Genomic DNA, 20,713 nt, shown 5'->3' on the forward strand with positions numbered 1-20,713 from the left:
CGCGCGCGCCGACCGCGGCAAGCAGCCGGGCGGCGCCGCCGCGCGCCACCCACAGCACGCGAAACCGAAAGAAACCTTCGTGTCGCGGCTGACCGCGATGTTCCGCAAGGTCACATACCATCGCCGCAGCCGCGACCCGGGCAACAACCCCGATCCGTATTCGCATCCCTGACGCGGCGGCGTGAAGCGAACCGTCACGCCGCACCGCCCGCCCAGCGCGCGATGGCGTCCGCAGCCGAGCGCGGTCGGCGCCGTCGCGCTGGCGTGTCTCGTGACGGGGCTTTTATATGTCGCCGTCCAGGTCAAGGCGCTATACGCCGATCATTTCCAGCAGCGCTACGCGTCGCTCGTGCTCGAAGCCGTCGCGCGCGCCGACAATGCGCGCCTCGCCGCCAGCTTCGCCAGACGTGCCGCGCGCGCGGCCCGGCCGCCGGGCCGCGCGGCTTCATCCGCCGCTTCTTCCGCCGATCCCAACATCAACGCCAACGCCAACGCGAACTACCAGCAGGCGCTCGATCAGTTGAAGGCGCGCGTCGCCGAACTCGATGCGCTGATCGGTTCGAGTCCGATTCCCGCGCCGCGACTGCCGCAAAACGACGCGACGGCGGCGAGCTTCGACGATCTGCAGCATGCCCTCGCCGTCACCGCCGAGTATTGGCACGCGCGCACCGACGCGATCAGCGCCGACGTCCGCCGGCGCACGCTGCGCGTCGCGAGCGTGCTCGCGGTGCTGACGGTCGTGGTGGCGGGCGCGCTGCTGGCGGCGCTCGTCGTGTTCGCGCGGCGCCACCGGCGGCTCGCCGGGCTCACGTATGAGTTCCGACACGCGGCGCAGCACGACGCGATGACGGGCCTGCCCAACCGCCAGCAACTGCTCGCGCGGCTCGACCAGATCGCCGTGAGCGGCGCGCCCGGCAAGTGCGGGCTGCTGTATGTCGATCTCGACGGCTTCAAGCAGGTCAACGACACGCACGGGCACAGCGTCGGCGACGCCTTTCTGGTCGCGGTCGCGCAGCGCTTCCGGCAATCGCTGCGTCCCGGCGATCTCGTCGCGCGCATGGGCGGCGACGAGTTCGCGGCGCTCGTGCTCGGCTTCGGCAGCGATACCGAGCTGGCGGCAATCGCCACGCGGCTGATGAACTGCGTCGGCGACGCCGATGCGCAGATGGGCCTCGGTCTCGTGCGCGCGAGTGTCGGCATCGCGACGTTTCCCGACCGCGTCGCCGATCACCGGCTGCTGGTCGCCGCCGCCGACGACGCGATGTACGACGTCAAGCGCCACGGCAAGAACGGCTATGCATTCGTTTCCCGCCCTGCGCCGCCCGCATGAATCCACCTGTGGTAGCGCGCGTCATCGCACTGAACGCCGCCTGAAACGAGGCTGCGCGAGCACGTCCGTCCTCTTTCGAGCGAATCTGCAAATCGCAATCAATTTCCGTCCGGCGCTGCCGATATAACGAAGCAGCAGGGTGACGGCGGCGGCAGCAGCGCTTTCGCCTTTCATGAACGGTCGAGTCGACGTCTCACGCGTCAGCCATCAGTCATCAGCCAGTGAAGAACACCGCGCTCGCCACGAGGTCGCATATGGGCAGACTTCGCATCCTTCCGACGCGCATGTGGCCGCGCGCGCCGCATCGCGCGTTCGTGCTGCTGCCCGCGCTGACTGTGCTGATTCTCGCCGTGCTGTGGGTCACGATCCTGTTGCGGCTGCGCATCGAAAAAGCGGCCGTCATGCACGACACGCAGGTGGCGGCGCGCACCGTGGCGGGCGCGCTCGACACCCACATGCAGAAAACGATTCACGACGTCGACATGATTGCGCTGCTCGTGAAGTACGGTTTCGAGAGCTCGCCTGACACATTCGATCTGCGCAAGTATCAGGCGCACGGCCTCATCACCGCCGATACCGCGCTGCAAGTGACGCTTGCGGGCGCGGACGGCCACGTGATCGCGTCGACGATTCCGTTCACGGGCGCCGTCGATCTCAGCGACCGCGAGCACTTCCGGGTGCACCGCGAGCGCTCCGATGCCGGGCTGTTCCTCAGCCAGCCGGTGATCGGGCGGATTTCGCGCCAATGGTCGATTCAGGCGACGCGGCGCATCAACCGTCCGGATGGCAGCTTCGGCGGCGTGGTGATCGTGTCGGAGAATCCTGCGTGGCTGACCGATGGCTTCTACACCAGCGCCGCGCTCGGCGAGCACGGCATGATCGCGGTGCTGTCGTCACGCGGCTTCGTGCTGTCGCGCCGCGCGGGCGACCAGCCGAGCCGCACGGGCGATGCGCTGCCCACCCGCTACATCGATCCGAACCAGAAGGACGCGGTATTCGCCGATCCGTTCGATCGCGTGGAGCGCGTCGTGGCGAGCCGCGAATCGAAGCGCTACGGGCTCACGGTGATGGCGGGGCTGTCGGTCGACGAGGCGCTCGACGACTACTACAAGATGCGCCGCGTCTACATGACGATGGCGGCCGTGATTTCGGTGATTCTCGTCGGCCTGTCGACCTGGATCGCCGCGCTGCTCCTGAAGCTGCTCAACGGTCGCGAGCAGTTGCGACAGCTCGCGCACACGGACCGCCTGACGGGCCTGTGCAATCGCGGGCGCATCATGGATCTGCTCGAGGAAGCCGTCGCCGCGCCGGATGCCGTGGGGCGCGTGGGCGTGATATTCGTCGATCTGGACCGTTTCAAGGAACTCAACGATACGTTCGGCCACCACCTGGGCGACGCGATCCTCGCGGCGATCGCACGGCGGCTGCTCGACGTGACGGACGGCCGCGCGCAGGTAGGACGGCTGGGCGGCGACGAGTTTCTCGTCGTGCTCGACAGCGGCGCGGCAGCGGCGCCCGGCATCGCCGCGGACATCATGGCGGCGCTCGATACGCCCGTCACGGTGCACGGCAATGCGTATCGCGTCTGCGCGAGCCTCGGCATCGCGGCGCTGCAACCCGGCGAGCGCGCGGCCGATCTGGTGAAAACGGCGGACCGGGTGATGTACGACGCGAAGGAGCGCAGCCGCGCCACCCACGCGCGAGCGGCACAGAAGGCGCTCGTCACCTGACGGGCAGGCACGGCGACACAGGAACAGGCGGCATCCACACAACGCATTCGGCGCAATGGATCGCAATGAATCGCAATGAATCGCGATGAGACGAATGCACTCAACAGGGAAACGGGCTCAAGCTTTCGGGCTTGCAGTCGATAGCGCAGGGTATGGAAAAAAAAACTTGCACAACGCATCGTCAGTTCGGCGCACCGCGCGGCGGAAGCCATAGCCAATGCGCGCGCCGATCTGCCCGAAGTCCAGCGGGATCAGCTGTATAGCCGCGTGTTTATCGGGCTGCTCGAAGACAACGTCGGCGCGGAAAACATATCCGGACTGATCGACGCACTCGCGAAGCCGTGACAGGCGAGAGACTTCGCGCAACCGGCTGCAAGGCCGTGGTTAGGCGCCGGCTCCCCGCCCGACCCGCTCGATGAAGCGCCACAGCGCGTCGTCCGTCGAATGCGGGACGTTGAAGCGGAACCACGCGCTCGGCGCGTCGTCGGGACGGAAATAGGAGCCCGGCGCGAGCCAGATGCCGTCGGACAGCGCCGCCGTCGCGATTTCGCCCGCGCGCTCGGCCTCGACGGGCAACCGCGCGCACAGGAACAGACCCGCGCGCGGCCGGTGAAACGTCTCGAGGCCGAGCGCGTCCAGCCGTTCCTCGACGACGGCATGCGCGGCGCGCAGCCTGTCGTTGACCTGCTCGACATGGCGTGCGTAGCGACCTTCGTGCAGCACCTTGTCGACGATCCGCTCGATCGCCTCCGACGATGTCAGCCCCACCGCCATCTTCGTGCGCGCCAGTTCCCGCAGCACGTCGCGCTCGGCCACGACGTAGCCGCAGCGCAGCGCCGGCGTCACCGTCTTCGAAAAGCCGCTGATGTACAGCACGCGCCGCAGGCCTTCCATCGCCGCGAAAACGGGCGCGCCGGGCGGGCCGAGTTCACGGCTCACGTCGTCCTCGATCACCCACATGCGGTTGCGCTCGGCGATCTGCAGCAGCCGGAACGCCGACGCCATGCCGTAGGTCGCGCCGGTCGGGTTCTGCAAGGTCGTGTTGACGAACATCGCCTTCGGCCGGTGCTCGTCGGCGAGCTTTTCCAGCACGTCCGTATCGACGCCCGCCGGTGTGCGCGGCACGCCGATCACTTTCAGTCCCGCTAGCTTGAGAATCTGCAGCAGATTGCAGTAGCCGGGATCTTCGACCAGCACAGTGTCGCCCGCGCGCAGCAGCGTGCGCACGATCAGATCGAGCGCCTGCGTCGCGCCCTGCGTCAGCAGCACATTCGACACCTCGACGGGCAAGCCGCGCCGGTCCAGCTGTTCGGCGATCTTCGCGCGCAGCGGCGCGAAGCCGTATGGATGGCCGTAATCGCCGAGGCGCGCGGCAGGCACGCGGCTCATCGCGCGAAACGCGTGCTGCATGCCCGTCTCGTTGATCCACTCGTTCGGCAGCCAGCCGCAGCCCGCCTTGATGGGCACGGAATGATCGGCGAATACGTCGGACAGCAGCCACGTCGCCGTCAGGCTGGGCGGCTGCCAGTCGACGGTGTTCGCGTGCGCAGCCTGCGCGCGCGGCGCGACGCGATAGCCGGAGCCGCGCCGCGCGACCACCAGCCCCATCGACACCAGCCGGTTGTACGCCTCCGTCACCGTGAACGTGCTGAGCGCATGCGACTGTGCAAGCTGCCGCACGGATGGCAACAGCGCGCCAGCGCGCAACCCCTGCGTGTCGATGGCGCGCGCGAAGCCTTGCACCACCTGCTCGACGAGCGTCGGCGCGGCACGGCGGTCGCGGTCCAGTTCGAGTTCGATCATGTTCGGTAGTCGGAAACGTGCCGGACACCAGCACAGTTACAACGATTCGGCCAGCACAGTTAGCAGCGCAGTGAGCCAACTGTTTATGTCCGCCATTTAACCTCGGACGCTACAGTTTCGCTACCCATTCGAGGAGAACCTGATGACTTCGCGCCCCGTGATCGACGATCTGTCGAACTTCTGGATGCCGTTCACCGCCAACCGCCAGTTCAAGGCCGCGCCGCGCCTGCTGGAATCGGCGAAAGGCATGTACTACCGCTCGACCGATGGCCGCGACGTGCTCGACGCGTGCGCCGGGCTGTGGTGCGTGAACGCGGGCCACGGCCGCGACGAGATCGTTGCCGCCGTGCAGAAGCAGGCGGCCACGCTCGACTTCGCGCCCACTTTCCAGATGGGCCACCCGCTCGCGTTCGAGGCGGCGTCGAAAGTCGCGGAACTGATGCCCGAAGGGCTCGACCGCGTGTTCTTCACGAACTCGGGCTCGGAATCCGTCGATACGGCGCTGAAGATCGCGCTCGCCTACCATCGCGCGCGCGGCGAAGGCCAGCGCACGCGTCTGATCGGGCGCGAGCGCGGTTATCACGGCGTGGGCTTCGGCGGCATTTCGGTTGGCGGCATCGCGCCGAACCGCAAGACGTTCTCGGGGGCGCTGCTGCCCGCCATCGATCATCTGCCGCACACGCACAACCTCGAACACAACGCGTTCTCGAAGGGCCAGCCGGCATGGGGCGCGCATCTCGCCGACGAACTGGAGCGCATCGTCACGCTGCACGACGCATCGACGATCGCCGCCGTGATCGTCGAACCCGTGGCGGGCTCGACGGGCGTGCTGATTCCGCCACAAGGCTATCTGCAGAAGCTGCGCGACATCTGCACGAAGCACGGCATCCTGCTGATTTTCGACGAGGTGATCACGGGCTTCGGCCGTCTGGGCGCAGCGACGGCGAGCGAGTTCTTCGGCGTGAAACCCGATCTGCTGACGATGGCCAAGGCGATCAACAACGCGTCAGTGCCGATGGGCGCCGTCGCCGCGAGCCGCGCGGTGCACGACACGATCGTCAATGCGGGCGCGCAAGGCGCGATCGAGCTGTTCCACGGCTACACGTACTCGGCGCATCCGTTGGCCGCCGCCGCATGCGTCGCGACGCTCGACCTGTATCGCCGCGAAGGGCTGTTCGAGCGCGCGGCAGCGCTTGCGCCGAAGTTCGAAGCCGCCGCGCACGCGCTGCGCGACGCGAAGCACGTGAAGGACGTGCGCAACCTCGGCATGGTCGCGGGCATCGAACTGGAGCCGCGCGACGGCGCGCCCGGCGCGCGCGCGTATGAGGCGTTCGTCAAGTGCTTCGAAGCGGGCGTGCTGATCCGCTTCACGGGCGACATTCTGGCGTTCTCGCCGCCGCTGATCATCGACGAAGCGCAGATCGGACAAGTCTTCGATACCGTGCGCAACGCCCTGGCGTCGATTCAATAAGCTCTCGCTTTCGCCATGCGGCCACGCCGCCGCGCGTGCCTGTCACGGCGAGCGCGGCGGCGCTTTTATTGCACGTCAGAAGCGGCTAGTGATGCGCCCGCGACGCGCGCGTATGCGCCGCCTTCTTCGCGGCAGCCGAACGTCCCGCTGCGCCCTTGGTCGCGGCAGCCTTCTTCGCCGCAGCCGAACGGCTCGCCGCCGGACGGCGCGCTGCGGCCGTCTTCGTCTGCTTCGACAAGGCCTCCTTCGATGCACCGCGTCCGCTTTCGCGTTTCAGCACGGCCTCGCTGACGCGCGAGCGCTTCGCCGTCGATTCGCTGCTCGGCTTGCGCGCGGGCGTCTTTTTGGCAGAGGTCTTTGCCGTCGCCTTGCTGGCGGCCGCATGCTTCGCGGCAGGCGTCTTCTGCTTGCCCGCGGCCGAATCGGCGGCGGCCTTCTTGCGCGTCGCTTCGCTGGTCGTGCCCGCCTTCGGCTGCTTCAGCGCCACGCCGGCGCGGCGCGCCTTCGACAGGCCGATCGCGATCGCCTGCTTCGCCGATCTGACGCCGTGCTTGCCTTCGCGCACATGATCGATTTCTTCCTTCACGAATTCGCCGGCCTGGGTGCTCGGCGACTTGCCCGCGCGCTTGTCGGCGGCGGCACGCTTCAGAGTTGCTTTTTCAGGCATGACTTGGCTCCCGTTTGACTGGTGGCATCAGTAGCACAGCAACGCATGTGCCGCGTCATCGACGACGCGCATTTTCCACGCGAACACCGCGCTTTCCCTCCCGCCGATGTGCAACGGAGGCTGCGCGATGCACCGATAGCGTCTATGGTTTACGAAAAGGCAGGCGATGAAGCCGCCCGTCAGGAGACGCCTCATGAATACACCGACAGTCAGGGCCGGCGCACATATCGAGGGCATCCACTGGGTCGCCGAGTACGCGGAGGCCATGCACGAGATCCGCATCTTCCGCGAAGGACAGGAGGTGGACGTGCACGACGCGCCATCGACGCTGTTCGGCGACGAAGAGAACGCCGGCTCGAAGAGCTGCGCCGACCATCGCGCGGCGGAGGCGGCCGTGCTCGCGTATCTGCGGCACTTCGTGGCCGAGCACGACGCCGAGGAATAACGCGGCGCATGGATGAAAAAAAGCCAGCCTCGCACGATGCAAGGCTGGCTTTCGGAACGGGCGCCCGCGCTCAGTCGGCGGGACGCAGTTTCTTCACTTCGGCGTCGGACGGCTGCACGCTCGCGCCGTCAATATAACGATACGACGTCATCACGCCCTTGCCGTCCTTCAGCGCGGTTACGCCGACGAACGCGCCCATCGTCGACTGATTGTCTTGCGGGCGATATGTGATCGGCCCGAACGGCGTCTCGACATTGAGGCCCTTGAACGCGGCCGCGAGCTTGTCGGGATCGGTGGAACCTGCCTTTTTGATGCCGTCCGCAATCGACATCAGTGCCGCGTAGCCGACCACGGAGCCCAGACGCGGATAGTCGTGATACTTCGCCTCGTAATCGGCGACGAACTTCTTGTTCGCGGGCGTATCGACGGAATACCACGGGTAGCCCGTCACGATCCAGCCGACGGGTGCTTCCGCGCCGAGCGTGTCGAGATAATCCGGCTCGCCCGTCAGCAGCGACACGACGCTGCGGTCCTTGAAGAGCCCGCGCGTATTGCCTTCGCGCACGAATTTGCCGAGGTCGGCGCTGAACAGCACGTTGAAGATCGCGTCGGGTTTCGCATCGGCCAGCGCCTGCACGGTCGCACCGGCGTCGAGATTGCCGAGCGGCGTGGCCTGCTCGGTGACGAACTCGACGTCGGGCTGCGCGGCCTTCAGCAGTTTCTTGAAGGTCGCCACCGCCGACTGGCCGTACTCGTAGTTCGGATAGACCAGCGCCCAGCGCTTCTTGTGCAGCTTCGCCGCTTCGGGCACGAGCATCGCGACCTGCATATACGTGGACGGTCGCAGACGGTACGTGTACTTGTTGCCGTCGGCCCAGACAATTTTGTCCGTGAGCGGCTCGGCGGCGAGGAAGAACATGCGCTTCTGCTTCGCGAAGTCGGTCAGCGCGAGGCCCGTGTTCGACAGATAGCCGCCGAACAGCAGCTGCACCTGCTCGCGCGCGATCAGCTCCTGGGCGACGCGGATCGTGTCGCCCGGATTCGCGTTGTCGTCGCGCGAGACGACTTCGAGCTTCTTGCCGAGCACGCCGCCCGCCGCGTTCACCTGATCCAGCGCGAGATTCCAGCCGTTCCTGTACGGCATGAGGAAAGCGGGCTGCGCCTTGTAGCTGTTGATTTCGCCGATCTTGATGGTCTGTTGCGCCGACGCGCCAGGCGCCGTCAGCGACAAGGTCAGCGAAACGGCCAGCGTTGCCGTCATGCGGGAAATCCAGACTGCGCGCGAGGTCATGCGTGACTCCGTTTATTGTCGATGAGGTGGTGCGGCAGCATGGGCCGCACGAACCGTGCATCGTACCGAAGTTTCGCGAATTCGCCCGAAAGCGCGCCGCGCATCGCGCGTCCCGTTACCTAAACGCCCAGATGCGCGCGCCGGACGCCATCGTCGTGCGCGAGCTCGCGCATCGTGCCGCTGAAGCGGATCTGCCCTTTCTCAAGCACGTACGCGCGATCGCTGACGAGTTCCGCGAAATGCAGGTTCTGCTCGGACAGCAGGATCGACAGCCCTTCGCGCTTCAGTTCGAGAATCATGTTCGCCATCTGTTCGACGATCACGGGCGCGACGCCTTCCGAGGGCTCGTCGAGCAGCACCAGACGCGGATTGCCCATCAGCGTGCGCGACACGGTCAGCATCTGCTGCTCGCCGCCGCTCATCTGGCCGCCAAGACGCCGCGGCATCTCGCCGAGATTCGGAAACAGCTTGAAGAGCTTCTCGGGCGTCCACGACGGCGCGCCTTCGCGCGGCGGCTGACGGCCCGTGTCGAGGTTCTCCATCACCGTCAGCCCGGAAAACACGCGGCGGTCTTCCGGCACATAGCCGAGCCCCATTCGCGCGATGCGATGCGGCGGCAGCGCCGCGATATCCGCGCCGTCGAAATGGACCGTGCCTTCGCGGCGAGCGGTCAGGCCCATGATCGACTTCATCGTCGTCGATTTGCCCGCGCCGTTGCGGCCCATCAGCGCGACGACTTCGCCGCGCCCCACTTCGAGACTCACGTCGAACAGGATGTGCGCGCGTCCGTAATACGCGTTCAGGTTTGCCACCTTCAGCAGCGGTGCGTTCATGCGCGTGGCTCCATTGGCGCTTCGCCGCCGCCCGCCGACAACGGCGCGCGCGGCTGGAACGTCTTGCCCGTGCCGAAGTAGACGGCCTGCACGTTCGCGTCGTTGCGGATCATGTGGGCGTTGCCTTGCGCGATCAGCTTGCCGCGCGCGAGCACGATGATGTCGTCCGCGCTCGCGAACACCACGTCCATGCTGTGCTCCGTGAACAGCACGCCGATGTTGCGCTCGACGGCGAGCCGCTTCGTCAGTGCCATCAGTTCGTTGCGCTCCTGCGGCGCCATACCTGCTGTCGGTTCGTCCATCAGCAACAGCTTCGGTCGATTGGCGAGCGCGATGGCCATTTCGACGCGCTTGACGTCGCCATACGCGAGTACGCTGCACGCGCGCTGCGCATGCGCGGCCATGCCGACCTGATCGAGCAGCGCGAGCGCTTGCTCTTCGAATTGCGAGGCGGCCGGCTTCCACAAACCGTACAGCCGCTTTTCGCGCGACAGCAGCGCCATCTGCACGTTTTCGAGCACCGTCATCGAGTTGAACGTGGCGGCGACCTGGAACGTGCGGCCGACGCCGCGCCGCCAGATATCGCGCGGCCGCATGCCGACGAGTTCTTCGCCGTCGAGCATCACGGAGCCGCGCGACGGACGCAGTTGTCCATTGACGATGTTGAAACAAGTCGACTTGCCTGCGCCGTTCGGGCCGATCAGCGCGAGCAGTTTGCCGGGCTCGATGTCGAACGAAACGTCATCGACGGCTTTCACGCCGCCGAACGACATCGACAGATGCGAGACGCGCAGCAGGCTCATCGTTGCGCTCCTGCTTCGGGTTCATTGCGTTCGAAGCGCTCGCGCACGAAGCCGACGACGCCTTGCGGAAACGCGATCACCAGCACGAGGATCGCGGCGCCGAGCAGCGCTTGCCAGTAGTCCGTCTGGCGCGCGACGGCGTCCTGCAGCCAGGTGAAGATCGCCGCGCCTGCGATCGGCCCCGCGAGCGTCTGGATGCCGCCGAGCAGGACCATCACGAGCCCGTCGACGGAGCGGCTCACGCTGATCACTTCCGGCGAGATCGTGCCCTTCGAGAACGCGTACAGCGAACCCGCGAGCCCGCAGAACAGCGACGCGATCACGAACGCGGCCCATTGCACGCGCTTCGTATCGATGCCGATGGCTTCCGCGCGCAACGCGGAATCGCGCGCGGCGCGCATCGCGTAACCGAGCGGCGAGAACAGCATGCGGCGCAGCAGCCACACGCCCAGCACGGCGAACGCCAGCGTCAGGTAGTAGTACGCGACAGGCGACGACAGCCAGTTCGACGGCCACAGGCCGAGAATGCCGTTGCTGCCGCCCGTCACGTCATCCCATTGATAGACGACCGACCAGACGATCTGCGCGAACGCTAGCGTGAGCATCGCCAGGTACACGCCCGAGAGGCGCACGCAGAACCAACCGAACACGAGCGCGCCGAGCACGGCCAGCAGTGGACCGAGCACGAGCGCCGCTTCCATCGGCAGATCGAGCACCTTGAGGAACAGCGCCGCGCCGTACGCGCCCAGGCCGAAGTACGCGGCGTGACCGAACGAATGCATGCCGCCCGGTCCCATGATGAAGTGCAGGCTCGCGGCAAACAGCACGGCAATCAGGATTTCGACGAGCAGCACGGGCATGTACGCAAACGCGCCCGCCGCGAGCGGCGCGAGCACCAGCGCGGCGAGGATGCATGCCGCCAGCCACTTCAGGCGTTTGCCGGCGGGTTTGAGCGGCGCATCGGCGGGCGCCGGCGCGCGGATGGCTTCGCCCGCGCGGCCCAGCAATCCATAGGGCCGCACGACGAGCACGACGGCCATCACGACGAATTCGGCGACGAGCGTGAAGCGGCTCAGCGACACGTCGATGCCGAACAGCGACACATGGCCGATGCCGATGCACAGCGCCTTGATCTCCGCGATCAGCAGCGCCGCGACGAACGCACCGGGAATCGAGCCCATGCCCCCGACCACGACGACGACGAACGCGTTGCCGATGGTTTCGAGGTCGAGCGACAGGTTCGCCGACATGCGCGGCCCCTGCAGCGCGCCGCCGAGTCCCGCGAGAAACGCGCCGACGAAGAACACGCCTGTGAATAGCCACGCCTGGTTGATGCCGAGCGCGCCGAGCATCTGGCGGTCTTGCGTCGCGGCGCGCACGAGCGTGCCCCAGCGCGTGCGCGTCAACGCGTACCACAGCAGCAGCAGAACGAGCGGGCCAATGACGATCAGCGCGAGATCCCAGCTCGGAAGGCGATGGCCGAGCAGTTCGACGGCGCCCGCAAGATGCGGCGCGCGAGGGCCGAACAGATCCTGCGGGCCCCAGATGGCGAGCGCGGCATCGCGAAAGATCAGTACGAGCGCGAAAGTCGCGAGCAGATGGAACAGCTCGGGCGCCTTGTAGATGCGCCGGAGCACGACGAACTCGACGAGCGCGCCAAGCACGCCGATCACGAGCGCGGAGGCGAGCATCGACAGCCAGAAGCCCGCGACGCTGGCGCCGAAGCGGCTCGCGATGCTGTAGGCGACGTAGAGGCCCAGCATATAGAACGAGCCGTGGGCGAAATTGACGATGCGCGTGACGCCGAAAATCAGCGACAGGCCAGCCGCGACGAGAAATAGCGCGGAGGCGTCGGCGAGTCCGTTGACGAGTTGGACCAGCAGGTTGGGGAGCATTTTTGCCTGGCGGCGTGGGTTGTCGCGATGGGCTGAATCATATCGGGTTGGGTTCGGTTCTGTTCTTTTTGTCTGCGACGCTGGTTTGGTTTGGCTTTTTTGCCGGCATCCGCTAGGCGGTGTTGTGCTGCTCACGCTGGCGTAGTGGTCTTGCCTTTTGCGCTGGCATCCGCGAAAGCGCCTACGCGGCGCAGGCGTTGCCGGTCTTCGCTTGCCCTTTGCGTGGGCATCCGCGTTGCGCCTACGCGGCGCGGGCGTTGCCCCTGTGCGGGGCGGCACCTACTTTTCTTTGCAGCGGCAAAGAAAAGCAGGCAAAAGAAAGCCGCTCACACCGCCAAACCTTGACACTTACCCACGGGCTCTCAACGTCCCCGTCCTTCTTTCGTCGTCGCGCTGGCAAGCCTCAGTTGCCCGCGCACTTCTCCGCGCCTCACCCACTTCGCACACTCGCGCCACAACACACGTCCGCGGCGCGTCCCTTTGCGGCAAACTCTGTGTAGGCCGTTGCACTGCACACGACACCATCGCTTCGAGATATCCACACAATTCGGGCGCTGCCATCAACGGCGAGACGACCTACACAGAGTTTGCCGCATAGGGCGATAAAGGTCAGATGGGGCTCGCGTTTGCTCGGACGATGGAGCGGGTGAGGCCAGTCGCAAGCACGCTGGCGGCGGGCTCAAAACAGCGCGGTGCTGTGTGAAGTGCGGGGACGCTGAGAGCCCGTGGGTAAGTGACAAGGATTGGCGGTGTGAGCCCGCTTTCTTTGCCTACTTTCTTTGCGGCGGCAAAGAAAGTAGGTGCCGCCCCGCACAGGGGCAAGGCCCGCGCCGCGAAGGCGCAACGCGGATGCCCACGCAAAGGCCTGCACACACCCGTCAAACAGGCATTGAAAAGCGCCTCAAGCTTTCCCCCGCTCCTCATCCTGCTCCTTAAAGACCTTATCAGCCAGATGAAAAGCGGAATTAGCAGCAGGCACGCCGCAATAGATAGCGGTCTGCAGCAGCACCTCTTTCACCTGCTCCCGCGTCACACCATTATTCCGCGCGGCGCGCAGATGCAAAGCGAGCTCCTCGCTGCGATTCAAAGCGACCATCATCGCGATCGTCAGCAGGCTGCGCGTGTGGCGCGGCAACCCATCACGCGTCCAGATTTCGCCCCACGCATACCGCGTGATGAAGTTCTGGAACTCCTCGGTGACTTCCGTGCGGTTCGCCAGCGACCGGTCCACGTGCGCGTCGCCCAGCACCGCGCGGCGCACGCCCATGCCCGCTTCGTAACGTTGTTCGTCGTTCATCGCTGACCCTTCAAAAAATCGAGCACGGTCTTCGTGAACGTGTCGGCCACTTCGATGTTCGAGATGTGCGACGCTTCCAGCTCCACATAGCGCGCGCCCGGAATCGCCGCGGCCAGTTCGCGGCCTTGCGCAGGCGTCGCGGCCAGATCGTGCGTGCCCGAAATCACCAGCGCGGGCGCCTTGATGCCGGGCGCTTCAGGCCGCAGGTCGGTCGCGTTGATCGCTTCGCAATTCAGCGCGTAGCCTTCCTTGTCCGTATGCGAGAACACATCGCGGACGAAGTTGAACACGAGCGGCTCGCGCGCGATGAACTCGGCCGTGAACCAGCGCGGCAGCACGGCCTGCGACAGCGCAACCATGCCCTCCGTGCGCGCCCGCGCGGCACGCGGCACCCACACTTCCGGCGAGCCGATGCGTGCCGCCGTGTTGCACAGCACGACACGGTCGATGCGGTCCGCGTAACGCGCCGCCAGACCAATGCCCGTCAGCCCGCCCATCGAAATGCCGCAGAAGTTCGCGCGCGAAATCTTCAGCGTGTCGAGCAGGCCGATCACGTCGCCCGTCAGATGCTCGATCGCATACGGCCCCTTCGGCGCTTCGGAGTGACCGTGGCCGCGCGTGTCGTAGCGCAGGACGCGAAAGTGCTTCGCGAATTCGGCGACCTGCGGCGCCCACATCGACAGATCGGTGCCGAGCGAGTTCGACAGCACGAGCCACGGCGCGTTGCCGTGACGGTCGCCGTCGATCCGGTAATGCAGTTCGATGCCATTGACTGCGGCGTAAGGCATTCTCTACTCCTGATGTTGAATCGCGCGTTCTGCGCGCGCGGTGTGAAGAGCCAGCACGGCGTCCAGAAAAGCGTGCGCGCTGCCGACGTAGTTGGCGGGATCGAGCAGGCGCTTCAACTGCTCGACGGGCAAATGCTGCGTAACGGAAGCATCGGCGGCGAGCACGTCGAACAGCGTCTTGCCGCTCTTGACAGCCTCCTTCGACGCCTGCTCGACGAGATGGTGCGCATCCATCCGCCCGATCTTGTCCCCGAGCGCGAGCATCACCGCTTCGCCGAGAATCAGGCCGTGCGTCACGTCGAGATTCGCGGCCAGCCGCGCGACGTTCACTTCGAGCCCCTTCGCGATCTGTTCGATATTCGCGAGCGCGCCGCCCGCGAGACGCGCGAGATCGGGCAGCGCGTCCCATTCGGCCTGCCAGCCGCCGAGCGCGCGCTCGTGCTCCTGCACCATGCCGGCGAACACCGTCGCGATGAGACCGGGCGCGCGCGTCGCCGCTGTCAGCACGGCCGCGCAGCCGACAGGGTTGCGTTTGTGCGGCATCGTCGATGATCCGCCTTTGCCCGCCGCGACCGGCTCGCCGAGTTCGCCCAGTTCCGTCTGCATCTGCAGCGAGATATCGCGCGCGATCTTGCCGAGCGTGCCGATCAGCATGCCGAAGAACGACGCAGCTTCCGCGATGCGATCGCGTTGCGTGTGCCACGGCACGGCGGGCATCTGCAGTTGCAACTCTTTCGCCAATTCCGCCGCGACTGCGCCGCCCTTGTCGCGCAAGCTGGCAAGCGTGCCCGCCGCGCCGCCGAACTGCAGCACGAGCGCATGCGCGAGCAGCGTGTCGAGCGCGCATGACGCAGCAGCGCGTCGAGCCATTGCGCGAACTTCAGGCCGAGCGTGATGGGCAGCGCCTGCTGCAGCCACGTGCGGCCGATCATCGGCGTCGCGCGGTGCTGCCGGGCAAGCGCGGCCACCGCGTCGCAGGTCGAGGCGAGCGCGCCGTCGAGCAGATCGAACGTGTCGCGCAATTGCAGCACGGTCGCCGTATCGATGATGTCCTGGCTCGTCGCGCCCCAATGGACGTACTTCGACGCCTGCGCGTCGGCGTCCTTGACGCGCGCCGTCAGCTGTTTGACGAGGGGAATCGCGAGATTGCCGCCGAGCGCGGCATCGCGGGCGAGCGCGTCGGCGTCGAGTTGGTCGGCGCGGCAGGTCGCCTCGATCGCGGCGACGGCCGACTGCGGAATCACGCCATGGGCAGCCGAAGCGCGCGCGAGCGCCGCTTCGACGTCGAGCATCCGTTGCAGCGTCGCGCGCGGCGACCAGATGTCGTTCATCGGCCCCGTGCCGCAAATCAGGCCGGTCAAGCGGGCGCTGGCTTCTAGCATGATGATGTTCAGAGCGTCGGAAGAATGCGCATGCGCGAGGCATGCGCGCCGGGAATGCGCCTGAAAGCGCGCGGCGTTCGGGCTATTGTCGCCGAACGCCGCTTCGGGGTCACGCGCACCGTATCGCCGCGCGCAGGTGACGTGCGGGCGCGGACTGCAGCTTTATGCCGCGCGCGCCTCTTGCGTGCCGTCGATCAGCGCGACGCCCGTCAGCTTTTCCAGTTCGGCAAAGCCGATGTCGGAAAAGATTTCGCGCACGACGAGGCCGTCCTTCGTCACGTCGATCATCGCGAGGTCCGTGTAGATGCGGTCGACGCAGCCGACGCCCGTCACTGGATACGAGCACTCGGCGACGATCTTGCTTTCGCCCTGCTTCGTCAGATGTTCCATCATCACGAACACCTGCTTCGCGCCGATGGCCAGATCCATCGCGCCGCCCACGGCGGGAATCGCGTCGGGCGCACCCGTGTGCCAGTTGGCGAGGTCGCCCGTCGTCGAGACCTGGAACGCGCCGAGCACGCAGTAGTCGAGGTGACCGCCGCGCATCATCGCGAACGAATCCGCGTGATGGAAGAACGCGCCGCCCGTGAGCAGCGTGACGTGCTGCTTGCCGGCGTTGATCAGCTCGTCGTCTTCCTCGCCTTTGGCGGGCGCCGGGCCCATGCCGAGCAGGCCGTTTTCGCTGTGCAGGAAGATTTCCTTGTTCGCGTCGAGGTGATTCGCCACCAGCGTCGGCACGCCGATGCCAAGGTTCACGTAAGCGCCTTCAGGAATATCCTGCGCGACGCGCTTGGCCATTTCATCGCGGGTCAGTCGTTTCATGTCAGGCCTCCTTCAGGCTGCTTGCTCGGGACGCTGCGCCTCGTGCGCTGCTTGCGGCACTTCGACGATGCGCTGCACGAAAATGCCCGGCGTGACGATCACTTCGGGGTCGAGCGCGCCGAGCGGCACGACTTCCGACACCTGCACGATGGCCGTCTTCGCGGCGCTCGCCATGATCGGGCCGAAGTTGCGCGCCGTTTTGCGATAGACGAGGTTGCCCCAGCGGTCGCCCTTGTACGCCTTGATCAGCGCGAAGTCTGCGTGCAGCGGCGATTCGAGCACGTAATGCTTGCCGTCGATCTCGCGCGTTTCCTTGCCTTCGGCGAGCTTGGTGCCGTAGGCCGTCGGCGTGAAGAAGCCGCCGATGCCCGCGCCCGCCGCGCGAATCCGCTCGGCCAGATTGCCTTGCGGCACGAGTTCCAGTTCGATCTCGCCCGCTCGATAGAGCGCGTCGAACACATACGAATCCGTCTGACGCGGGAACGAGCAGATGATCTTGCGCACGCGCTTCGCCTTCAGCAGCGCGGCGAGGCCCGTGTCGCCGTTGCCGGCGTTGTTGTTGACGATGGTGAGTTCTTTCGCGCCCTGTTCGATGAGCGCGTCGATCAGCTCGGACGGCATGCCCGCCGTGCCGAAGCCGCCGATCATGACGGTCGCGCCGTCGTGCACGTCGGCGACGGCCGACTGAAGTGACTCGTAAATCTTGTTGATCATGTCGATTTCCTCTGGAACGCGTGGTTCCGCGCCGCGCGACCCGCCGACGAGGGGCGGAATGCGCGCCGGACGGTCTCCACGTCCGCTGACGTCCTGCCAGGTGCTGCGTGACCGGATGGCATGCAGACCTGCTGCTGGCTGCATGAGCTTGCGCCCGCCTTCCGTTTTCGCGCCGCATTAACTTCCCAAAAAGTTCTTTATGCGAACACAGTTTCGTTTAGCGAACGTACCGGCGCATTATGGTTTGCGCCCGCGTCTCTTGTCAAGGCAAGGAATTCGTGGTTTGCCCTGGCGCCTGGCGCCTGACGGGAATGCTCGCTTCAGTCGTCGAACGGCAGGCCGACATAATTCTCCGCCAGCATTCGCGCCGCCGCATCCGAACGCGCGACGTAGCGCAGTTCGGACAGCTTCAGGCGGTTGACGAACGGCGTGTCGTCGAACGATGGATGCAGCATGTTCGTCATGAAGTACGAGAAATGCTCGGCGCGCCACACGCGCGCAAGACACGTCGACGAATACGCGGCGAGCAGATCGTCGCGGCCGTCGCGGTAGTGTGCCGCGAGCGCTTTCGAGAGCACCCGCACGTCGGCGACGGCGAGGTTCATGCCTTTGGCGCCCGTCGGCGGCACGATGTGCGCGGCATCGCCGGCGAGAAAGAGCCGGCCGTACTGCATCGGCTCGCACACGAAGCTGCGCATCGGCGTCACGCCCTTCTGCGCGATTTCGCCGATCGCGGGCAACCAGCCGTCGGCGTTGTCGAAGCGCGCGTGCAGCTCGGCCCAGACGCGCTGGTCGGGCCATTGCGCGAGGTCTTCGTCGGGACGGCATTGCAAATAGAGGCGCGTCAGTTCCGGCGAACGCATGCTGAACAGCGCGAAGCCCCGTTCGTGATGTGCGTAGACGAGTTCGTCGCAGGTCGGCGCGGCGTGCGCGAGGATGCCGAGCCACGCATACGGATAGATCCGCTCGAATGTTTGCAGCGCAGCAGCGGGGATCGAATCGCGCGAGATGCCGTGAAAGCCGTCGCAGCCCGCGATGAACTCGCAATCGATGCGCTGCGCGATGCCCTCATGCGTGAACTGAACCCATGGCTTGTCCGTCGTCAGATCGTGCAGCGAGACCGCGGACACGTCGAAATACAGGGGCTGCTGATGGTCGATGGCCGCGGCGATCATGTCGCGCACCACTTCGTGCTGGCCGTAGACGGTGATTGCGCGGCCGCCCGTCAGCGCCGTCAGATCGATCCGGTGCCGCGTCCGTTCGAACAGCAGTTCGATGCCGTGATGCACGAGCCCTTCGCGCTGCATCCGGCTGCCGAGTCCGGCTTGCGTGAGCGTATCGACGGTGCCCTGTTCGAGCACGCCCGCGCGTATGCGCTGCTCGCAGTGCTCGCGCGAACGGCTTTCGAGCACCACGGACGCCACGCCCGCAAGCCTCAACAGATGCGACAGCAGCAATCCCGCAGGACCCGCGCCGATAATGACGACCTGAGTGCGCATCGTATGTCTCCCGAGTTGTTATTCGACTATTCAAATGATTGTCGGCGCTTTCCCGACTATCCGACAGCGCGATTTCCAGGATAGGTTGTATACGCCGTACCGATACTGTGCGGCATGGTTTCCAATCCGCCTCCAGCATGGCCGAACTCGATCTCAACCTGATTCCCTACCTCGTCGCGCTCGAAGACATGCGCAATGTCAGCCGCGCCGCCGAACGTCTAGGCGTGAGCCAGCCGCGCGTGAGCACCGCGCTTGGACGGCTGCGCGAGTACTTCAACGATCCTCTCTTCGTGCGAACGTCGCGCGGCATGGAGCCGACGCCGCGCGCGCTCGCGCTGATCCCGGCCGCCCGCGAGGCGCTCGCGCGCATCGAGAAGGGCATGCTCGAATCGCAGGACTTCGATCCCGCGACCTCGACGCACACGTTCTCGCTCGCGCTGTCCGACGTCGGCGAAATCGTGTTTCTGCCGCGGCTTTTGCAGCTGTTCGCCGAGCGTGCTCCGCATGCGAATCTGCGCTCCGTGTCGCTGCCGCCGGCGCACGTCGAACGCGGGCTCGAATCGGGCGATGTCGATCTGGCTGTCGGCTACTTTCCCGATCTGTCGGGCAACAACTTTTTCCAGCAGCGTCTGTTTACGCACCGGTTCATCTGCCTGATGCGCAGCGATCATCCGCTCGCGGGCGCGCCGCTGACGCTCGATCAGTTCATCGCGCTCGGGCATGCCGTCGTGCGCGCCGAAGGACGCAGCCAGGAAGTGCTCGAACAGTACCTGGAAAAGAAACGCATCCGCCGGCGCGCGGTGCTCGAAACGCCGCACTTCATGAGCCTGCCGTTCATCCTCGCGCGCACCGACCTGATCGCGACGGTGCCGCATGCGATCGGCTTCGCGTACGTGTCGGAGCACGCGTCGATCACACTCGTCGAGCCGCCTTTGCCGCTGCCTCGCTTCGATTTGCGCCAGCACTGGCATCGCAAGTTTCACAACGATCCGCGCGCGAGCTGGCTGCGCGGCATCGTCGCCGAGCTGTTCAACGATGCGAAGGACGAGTGGCCGAAGTAGGTTGCGACGCAGCGGTTGAAGCAGCGCGGACGGGTCCACCTGCGCAAAGCCCTGCTCGGCGTAGGGCCGCGAAACATGGAACAATGCCGCAACATGCGCTGCGCGCCTGACTCGAACTGGAGCGAAGGATGACGACGAAGAAGACCACGCCCGCTGACACACCCGGCCGGCCATCCCGCGAGGAAGCCGAAGATGCCGTGCGAGTGCTGCTGCGCTGGGCCGGCGACGACCCGCGACGCGAAGGTTTGATCGATACGCCTGCGCGCGTGGTTCGCGCGTACGAAGAATTCTTTGCGGGCTACCAGGTGGAGCCGCGCGACATCCTGGCTCGCACGTTTTCGGAAGTCGACGGCTACGACGAAATGATCGTGCTGAAGGACATTCGATTCGAGAGTTATTGCGAGCATCACATGGTGCCCATCATCGGCCGCGCGCACGTCGCTTATCTGCCCGAGCATCGGGTGGTAGGTATTTCGAAGCTGGCGCGGCTTGTCGATGCCTTTGCCAAGCGTCTGCAGATTCAGGAAAAGATGACAGTGCAGATCGCCGATACGCTCAACGAAGTATTGCAGCCGAAGGGCGTGGGCGTGATTCTGGAGGCGTCGCATCAATGCATGTCGACGCGCGGCGTGCACAAGGCGGGCGTCGAAATGGTGACCTCGCGGATGCTGGGGACTTTTCGGACGGATGCGTCGACGCGGCGCGAGTTTTTGTCGATCGTGAATAGTCCTACTTCGGTTTCTGTGGCGAATACTTAGCGGGTTTTTGTCTGCGACGCTGAGGGAACCAGTCCGCCCGCTACAACAACCGAACGGCCCAGGTTGAGTGTGCTTCGGCGATATCATAGAAACCACTGGCAGGCGTGACCACGCTTGTAGTGGT

The 20,713-nt window shown here is 65.9% G+C and carries 17 protein-coding genes and 1 pseudogene; 6 read left to right on the forward strand and 12 right to left on the reverse strand.

Translation table 11 applies throughout. The annotated features are described in order from the left end of the window. Positions 1-181: 181 nt before the first annotated feature. Together H3V53_RS37390 and H3V53_RS37395 are read left to right on the forward strand one after the other, a co-directional pair. On the forward strand, positions 182-1,330 hold the full coding sequence (locus H3V53_RS37390) for a GGDEF domain-containing protein (protein ID WP_336602129.1): 1,149 nt from the start codon (positions 182-184) through the stop codon (positions 1,328-1,330). Positions 1,331-1,584: 254 nt separating this feature from the next. Beyond that, positions 1,585-3,060: a diguanylate cyclase domain-containing protein gene (locus H3V53_RS37395; RefSeq protein WP_336602130.1), complete on the forward strand. Its 1,476-nt coding sequence runs from the start codon at positions 1,585-1,587 to the stop codon at positions 3,058-3,060. Between the two features lie 384 nt (positions 3,061-3,444). On the opposite strand, the gene H3V53_RS37400 is transcribed toward H3V53_RS37395, so the two are convergent. After that, positions 3,445-4,863 (reverse strand): aminotransferase-like domain-containing protein, encoded by a 1,419-nt coding sequence (locus H3V53_RS37400; protein ID WP_336602131.1) that lies wholly within the window; start codon positions 4,861-4,863, stop codon positions 3,445-3,447. A gap of 142 nt (positions 4,864-5,005) precedes the next feature. Here H3V53_RS37400 and aptA point away from each other — a divergent pair, with 142 nt between their 5' ends. Further along, positions 5,006-6,334 (forward strand): omega-aminotransferase AptA, encoded by a 1,329-nt coding sequence (gene aptA, locus H3V53_RS37405; protein ID WP_336602132.1) that lies wholly within the window; start codon positions 5,006-5,008, stop codon positions 6,332-6,334. Positions 6,335-6,419: 85 nt separating this feature from the next. On the opposite strand, the gene H3V53_RS37410 is transcribed toward aptA, so the two are convergent. Beyond that, positions 6,420-7,001 (reverse strand): DUF6496 domain-containing protein, encoded by a 582-nt coding sequence (locus H3V53_RS37410; protein ID WP_336602133.1) that lies wholly within the window; start codon positions 6,999-7,001, stop codon positions 6,420-6,422. Positions 7,002-7,194: 193 nt separating this feature from the next. Between H3V53_RS37410 and H3V53_RS37415 the strand changes: the two genes are divergently transcribed. Further along, positions 7,195-7,446 carry a hypothetical protein gene (locus H3V53_RS37415; RefSeq protein WP_054919914.1) on the forward strand — a complete coding sequence of 84 codons (252 nt, stop codon included), beginning with the start codon at positions 7,195-7,197 and terminating at the stop codon, positions 7,444-7,446. A gap of 70 nt (positions 7,447-7,516) precedes the next feature. Here the strand turns inward: H3V53_RS37415 and H3V53_RS37420 are convergent, their stop codons facing one another. From H3V53_RS37420 to H3V53_RS37465, 10 genes and pseudogenes are all read right to left on the reverse strand, one after another. Next, positions 7,517-8,737 carry an ABC transporter substrate-binding protein gene (locus H3V53_RS37420; protein WP_054919912.1) on the reverse strand — a complete coding sequence of 407 codons (1,221 nt, stop codon included), beginning with the start codon at positions 8,735-8,737 and terminating at the stop codon, positions 7,517-7,519. A 119-nt stretch (positions 8,738-8,856) separates the two neighbouring features. Then, positions 8,857-9,570, reverse strand: a complete 714-nt coding sequence (locus H3V53_RS37425; protein WP_336602134.1) for an ABC transporter ATP-binding protein — start codon at positions 9,568-9,570, stop codon at positions 8,857-8,859. Continuing rightward, the gene (locus H3V53_RS37430) at positions 9,567-10,373 is read right to left on the reverse strand and encodes an ATP-binding cassette domain-containing protein (RefSeq protein ID WP_054919909.1); all 807 of its coding nucleotides are present in this window, start codon (positions 10,371-10,373) and stop codon (positions 9,567-9,569) included. Before H3V53_RS37430 ends, H3V53_RS37425 begins: the two co-directional genes overlap by 4 nt. After that, entirely contained in the window at positions 10,370-12,268 is a 1,899-nt protein-coding gene (locus tag H3V53_RS37435; protein WP_336602135.1) for an ABC transporter permease, read from the reverse strand. The genes H3V53_RS37430 and H3V53_RS37435 overlap by 4 nt, the downstream gene beginning before the upstream one ends. A 901-nt stretch (positions 12,269-13,169) precedes the next feature. Next, positions 13,170-13,565 carry a 4-carboxymuconolactone decarboxylase gene (gene pcaC / locus H3V53_RS37440; protein WP_336602136.1) on the reverse strand — a complete coding sequence of 132 codons (396 nt, stop codon included), beginning with the start codon at positions 13,563-13,565 and terminating at the stop codon, positions 13,170-13,172. Further along, on the reverse strand, positions 13,562-14,353 hold the full coding sequence (gene pcaD, locus H3V53_RS37445) for a 3-oxoadipate enol-lactonase (protein WP_336602137.1): 792 nt from the start codon (positions 14,351-14,353) through the stop codon (positions 13,562-13,564). Before pcaD ends, pcaC begins: the two co-directional genes overlap by 4 nt. A 3-nt stretch (positions 14,354-14,356) precedes the next feature. Continuing rightward, a pseudogene (locus H3V53_RS37450) lies at positions 14,357-15,735 on the reverse strand (3-carboxy-cis,cis-muconate cycloisomerase). Between the two features lie 162 nt (positions 15,736-15,897). Then, complete coding sequence (locus H3V53_RS37455) at positions 15,898-16,557, reverse strand: 3-oxoacid CoA-transferase subunit B (protein ID WP_054923546.1); 660 nt, start codon at positions 16,555-16,557, stop codon at positions 15,898-15,900. A gap of 12 nt (positions 16,558-16,569) precedes the next feature. Next, entirely contained in the window at positions 16,570-17,271 is a 702-nt protein-coding gene (locus H3V53_RS37460; protein WP_054923566.1) for a 3-oxoacid CoA-transferase subunit A, read from the reverse strand. A 320-nt stretch (positions 17,272-17,591) separates the two neighbouring features. Continuing rightward, positions 17,592-18,770, reverse strand: a complete 1,179-nt coding sequence (locus tag H3V53_RS37465) for a 4-hydroxybenzoate 3-monooxygenase (RefSeq protein WP_336602138.1) — start codon at positions 18,768-18,770, stop codon at positions 17,592-17,594. 137 nt (positions 18,771-18,907) lie between these two features. Here H3V53_RS37465 and H3V53_RS37470 point away from each other — a divergent pair, with 137 nt between their 5' ends. Together H3V53_RS37470 and folE are read left to right on the forward strand one after the other, a co-directional pair. Beyond that, positions 18,908-19,831, forward strand: a complete 924-nt coding sequence (locus H3V53_RS37470) for a LysR substrate-binding domain-containing protein (RefSeq protein WP_054923548.1) — start codon at positions 18,908-18,910, stop codon at positions 19,829-19,831. 128 nt (positions 19,832-19,959) lie between these two features. Next, the gene (gene folE, locus H3V53_RS37475) at positions 19,960-20,589 is read left to right on the forward strand and encodes a GTP cyclohydrolase I FolE (protein WP_336602139.1); all 630 of its coding nucleotides are present in this window, start codon (positions 19,960-19,962) and stop codon (positions 20,587-20,589) included. Positions 20,590-20,713: the final 124 nt, after the last annotated feature.

The sequence above is a fragment of the Paraburkholderia bengalensis genome (genome assembly GCF_037126505.1).
In the GTDB taxonomy this organism is placed as follows: domain Bacteria; phylum Pseudomonadota; class Gammaproteobacteria; order Burkholderiales; family Burkholderiaceae; genus Paraburkholderia; species Paraburkholderia bengalensis.

Bases quoted from the DNA above. Each gene is read 5' to 3' on its own strand.
- H3V53_RS37395 (WP_336602130.1), top strand. From the start codon at position 1,585: ATGGGCAGACTTCGCATCCTTCCGACGCGCATGTGGCCGCGCGCGCCG.
- pcaD (WP_336602137.1), bottom strand. From the start codon at position 14,353: ATGCCTTACGCCGCAGTCAATGGCATCGAACTGCATTACCGGATCGAC.
- pcaC (WP_336602136.1), bottom strand. From the start codon at position 13,565: ATGAACGACGAACAACGTTACGAAGCGGGCATGGGCGTGCGCCGCGCG.
- H3V53_RS37410 (WP_336602133.1), bottom strand. From the start codon at position 7,001: ATGCCTGAAAAAGCAACTCTGAAGCGTGCCGCCGCCGACAAGCGCGCG.
- H3V53_RS37425 (WP_336602134.1), bottom strand. From the start codon at position 9,570: ATGAACGCACCGCTGCTGAAGGTGGCAAACCTGAACGCGTATTACGGA.
- H3V53_RS37455 (WP_054923546.1), bottom strand. From the start codon at position 16,557: ATGAAACGACTGACCCGCGATGAAATGGCCAAGCGCGTCGCGCAGGAT.
- H3V53_RS37415 (WP_054919914.1), top strand. From the start codon at position 7,195: ATGAATACACCGACAGTCAGGGCCGGCGCACATATCGAGGGCATCCAC.
- H3V53_RS37460 (WP_054923566.1), bottom strand. From the start codon at position 17,271: ATGATCAACAAGATTTACGAGTCACTTCAGTCGGCCGTCGCCGACGTG.
- H3V53_RS37470 (WP_054923548.1), top strand. From the start codon at position 18,908: ATGGCCGAACTCGATCTCAACCTGATTCCCTACCTCGTCGCGCTCGAA.
- H3V53_RS37430 (WP_054919909.1), bottom strand. From the start codon at position 10,373: ATGAGCCTGCTGCGCGTCTCGCATCTGTCGATGTCGTTCGGCGGCGTG.
- H3V53_RS37420 (WP_054919912.1), bottom strand. From the start codon at position 8,737: ATGACCTCGCGCGCAGTCTGGATTTCCCGCATGACGGCAACGCTGGCC.
- H3V53_RS37400 (WP_336602131.1), bottom strand. From the start codon at position 4,863: ATGATCGAACTCGAACTGGACCGCGACCGCCGTGCCGCGCCGACGCTC.
- H3V53_RS37435 (WP_336602135.1), bottom strand. From the start codon at position 12,268: ATGCTCCCCAACCTGCTGGTCCAACTCGTCAACGGACTCGCCGACGCC.
- H3V53_RS37465 (WP_336602138.1), bottom strand. From the start codon at position 18,770: ATGCGCACTCAGGTCGTCATTATCGGCGCGGGTCCTGCGGGATTGCTG.
- aptA (WP_336602132.1), top strand. From the start codon at position 5,006: ATGACTTCGCGCCCCGTGATCGACGATCTGTCGAACTTCTGGATGCCG.
- folE (WP_336602139.1), top strand. From the start codon at position 19,960: ATGACGACGAAGAAGACCACGCCCGCTGACACACCCGGCCGGCCATCC.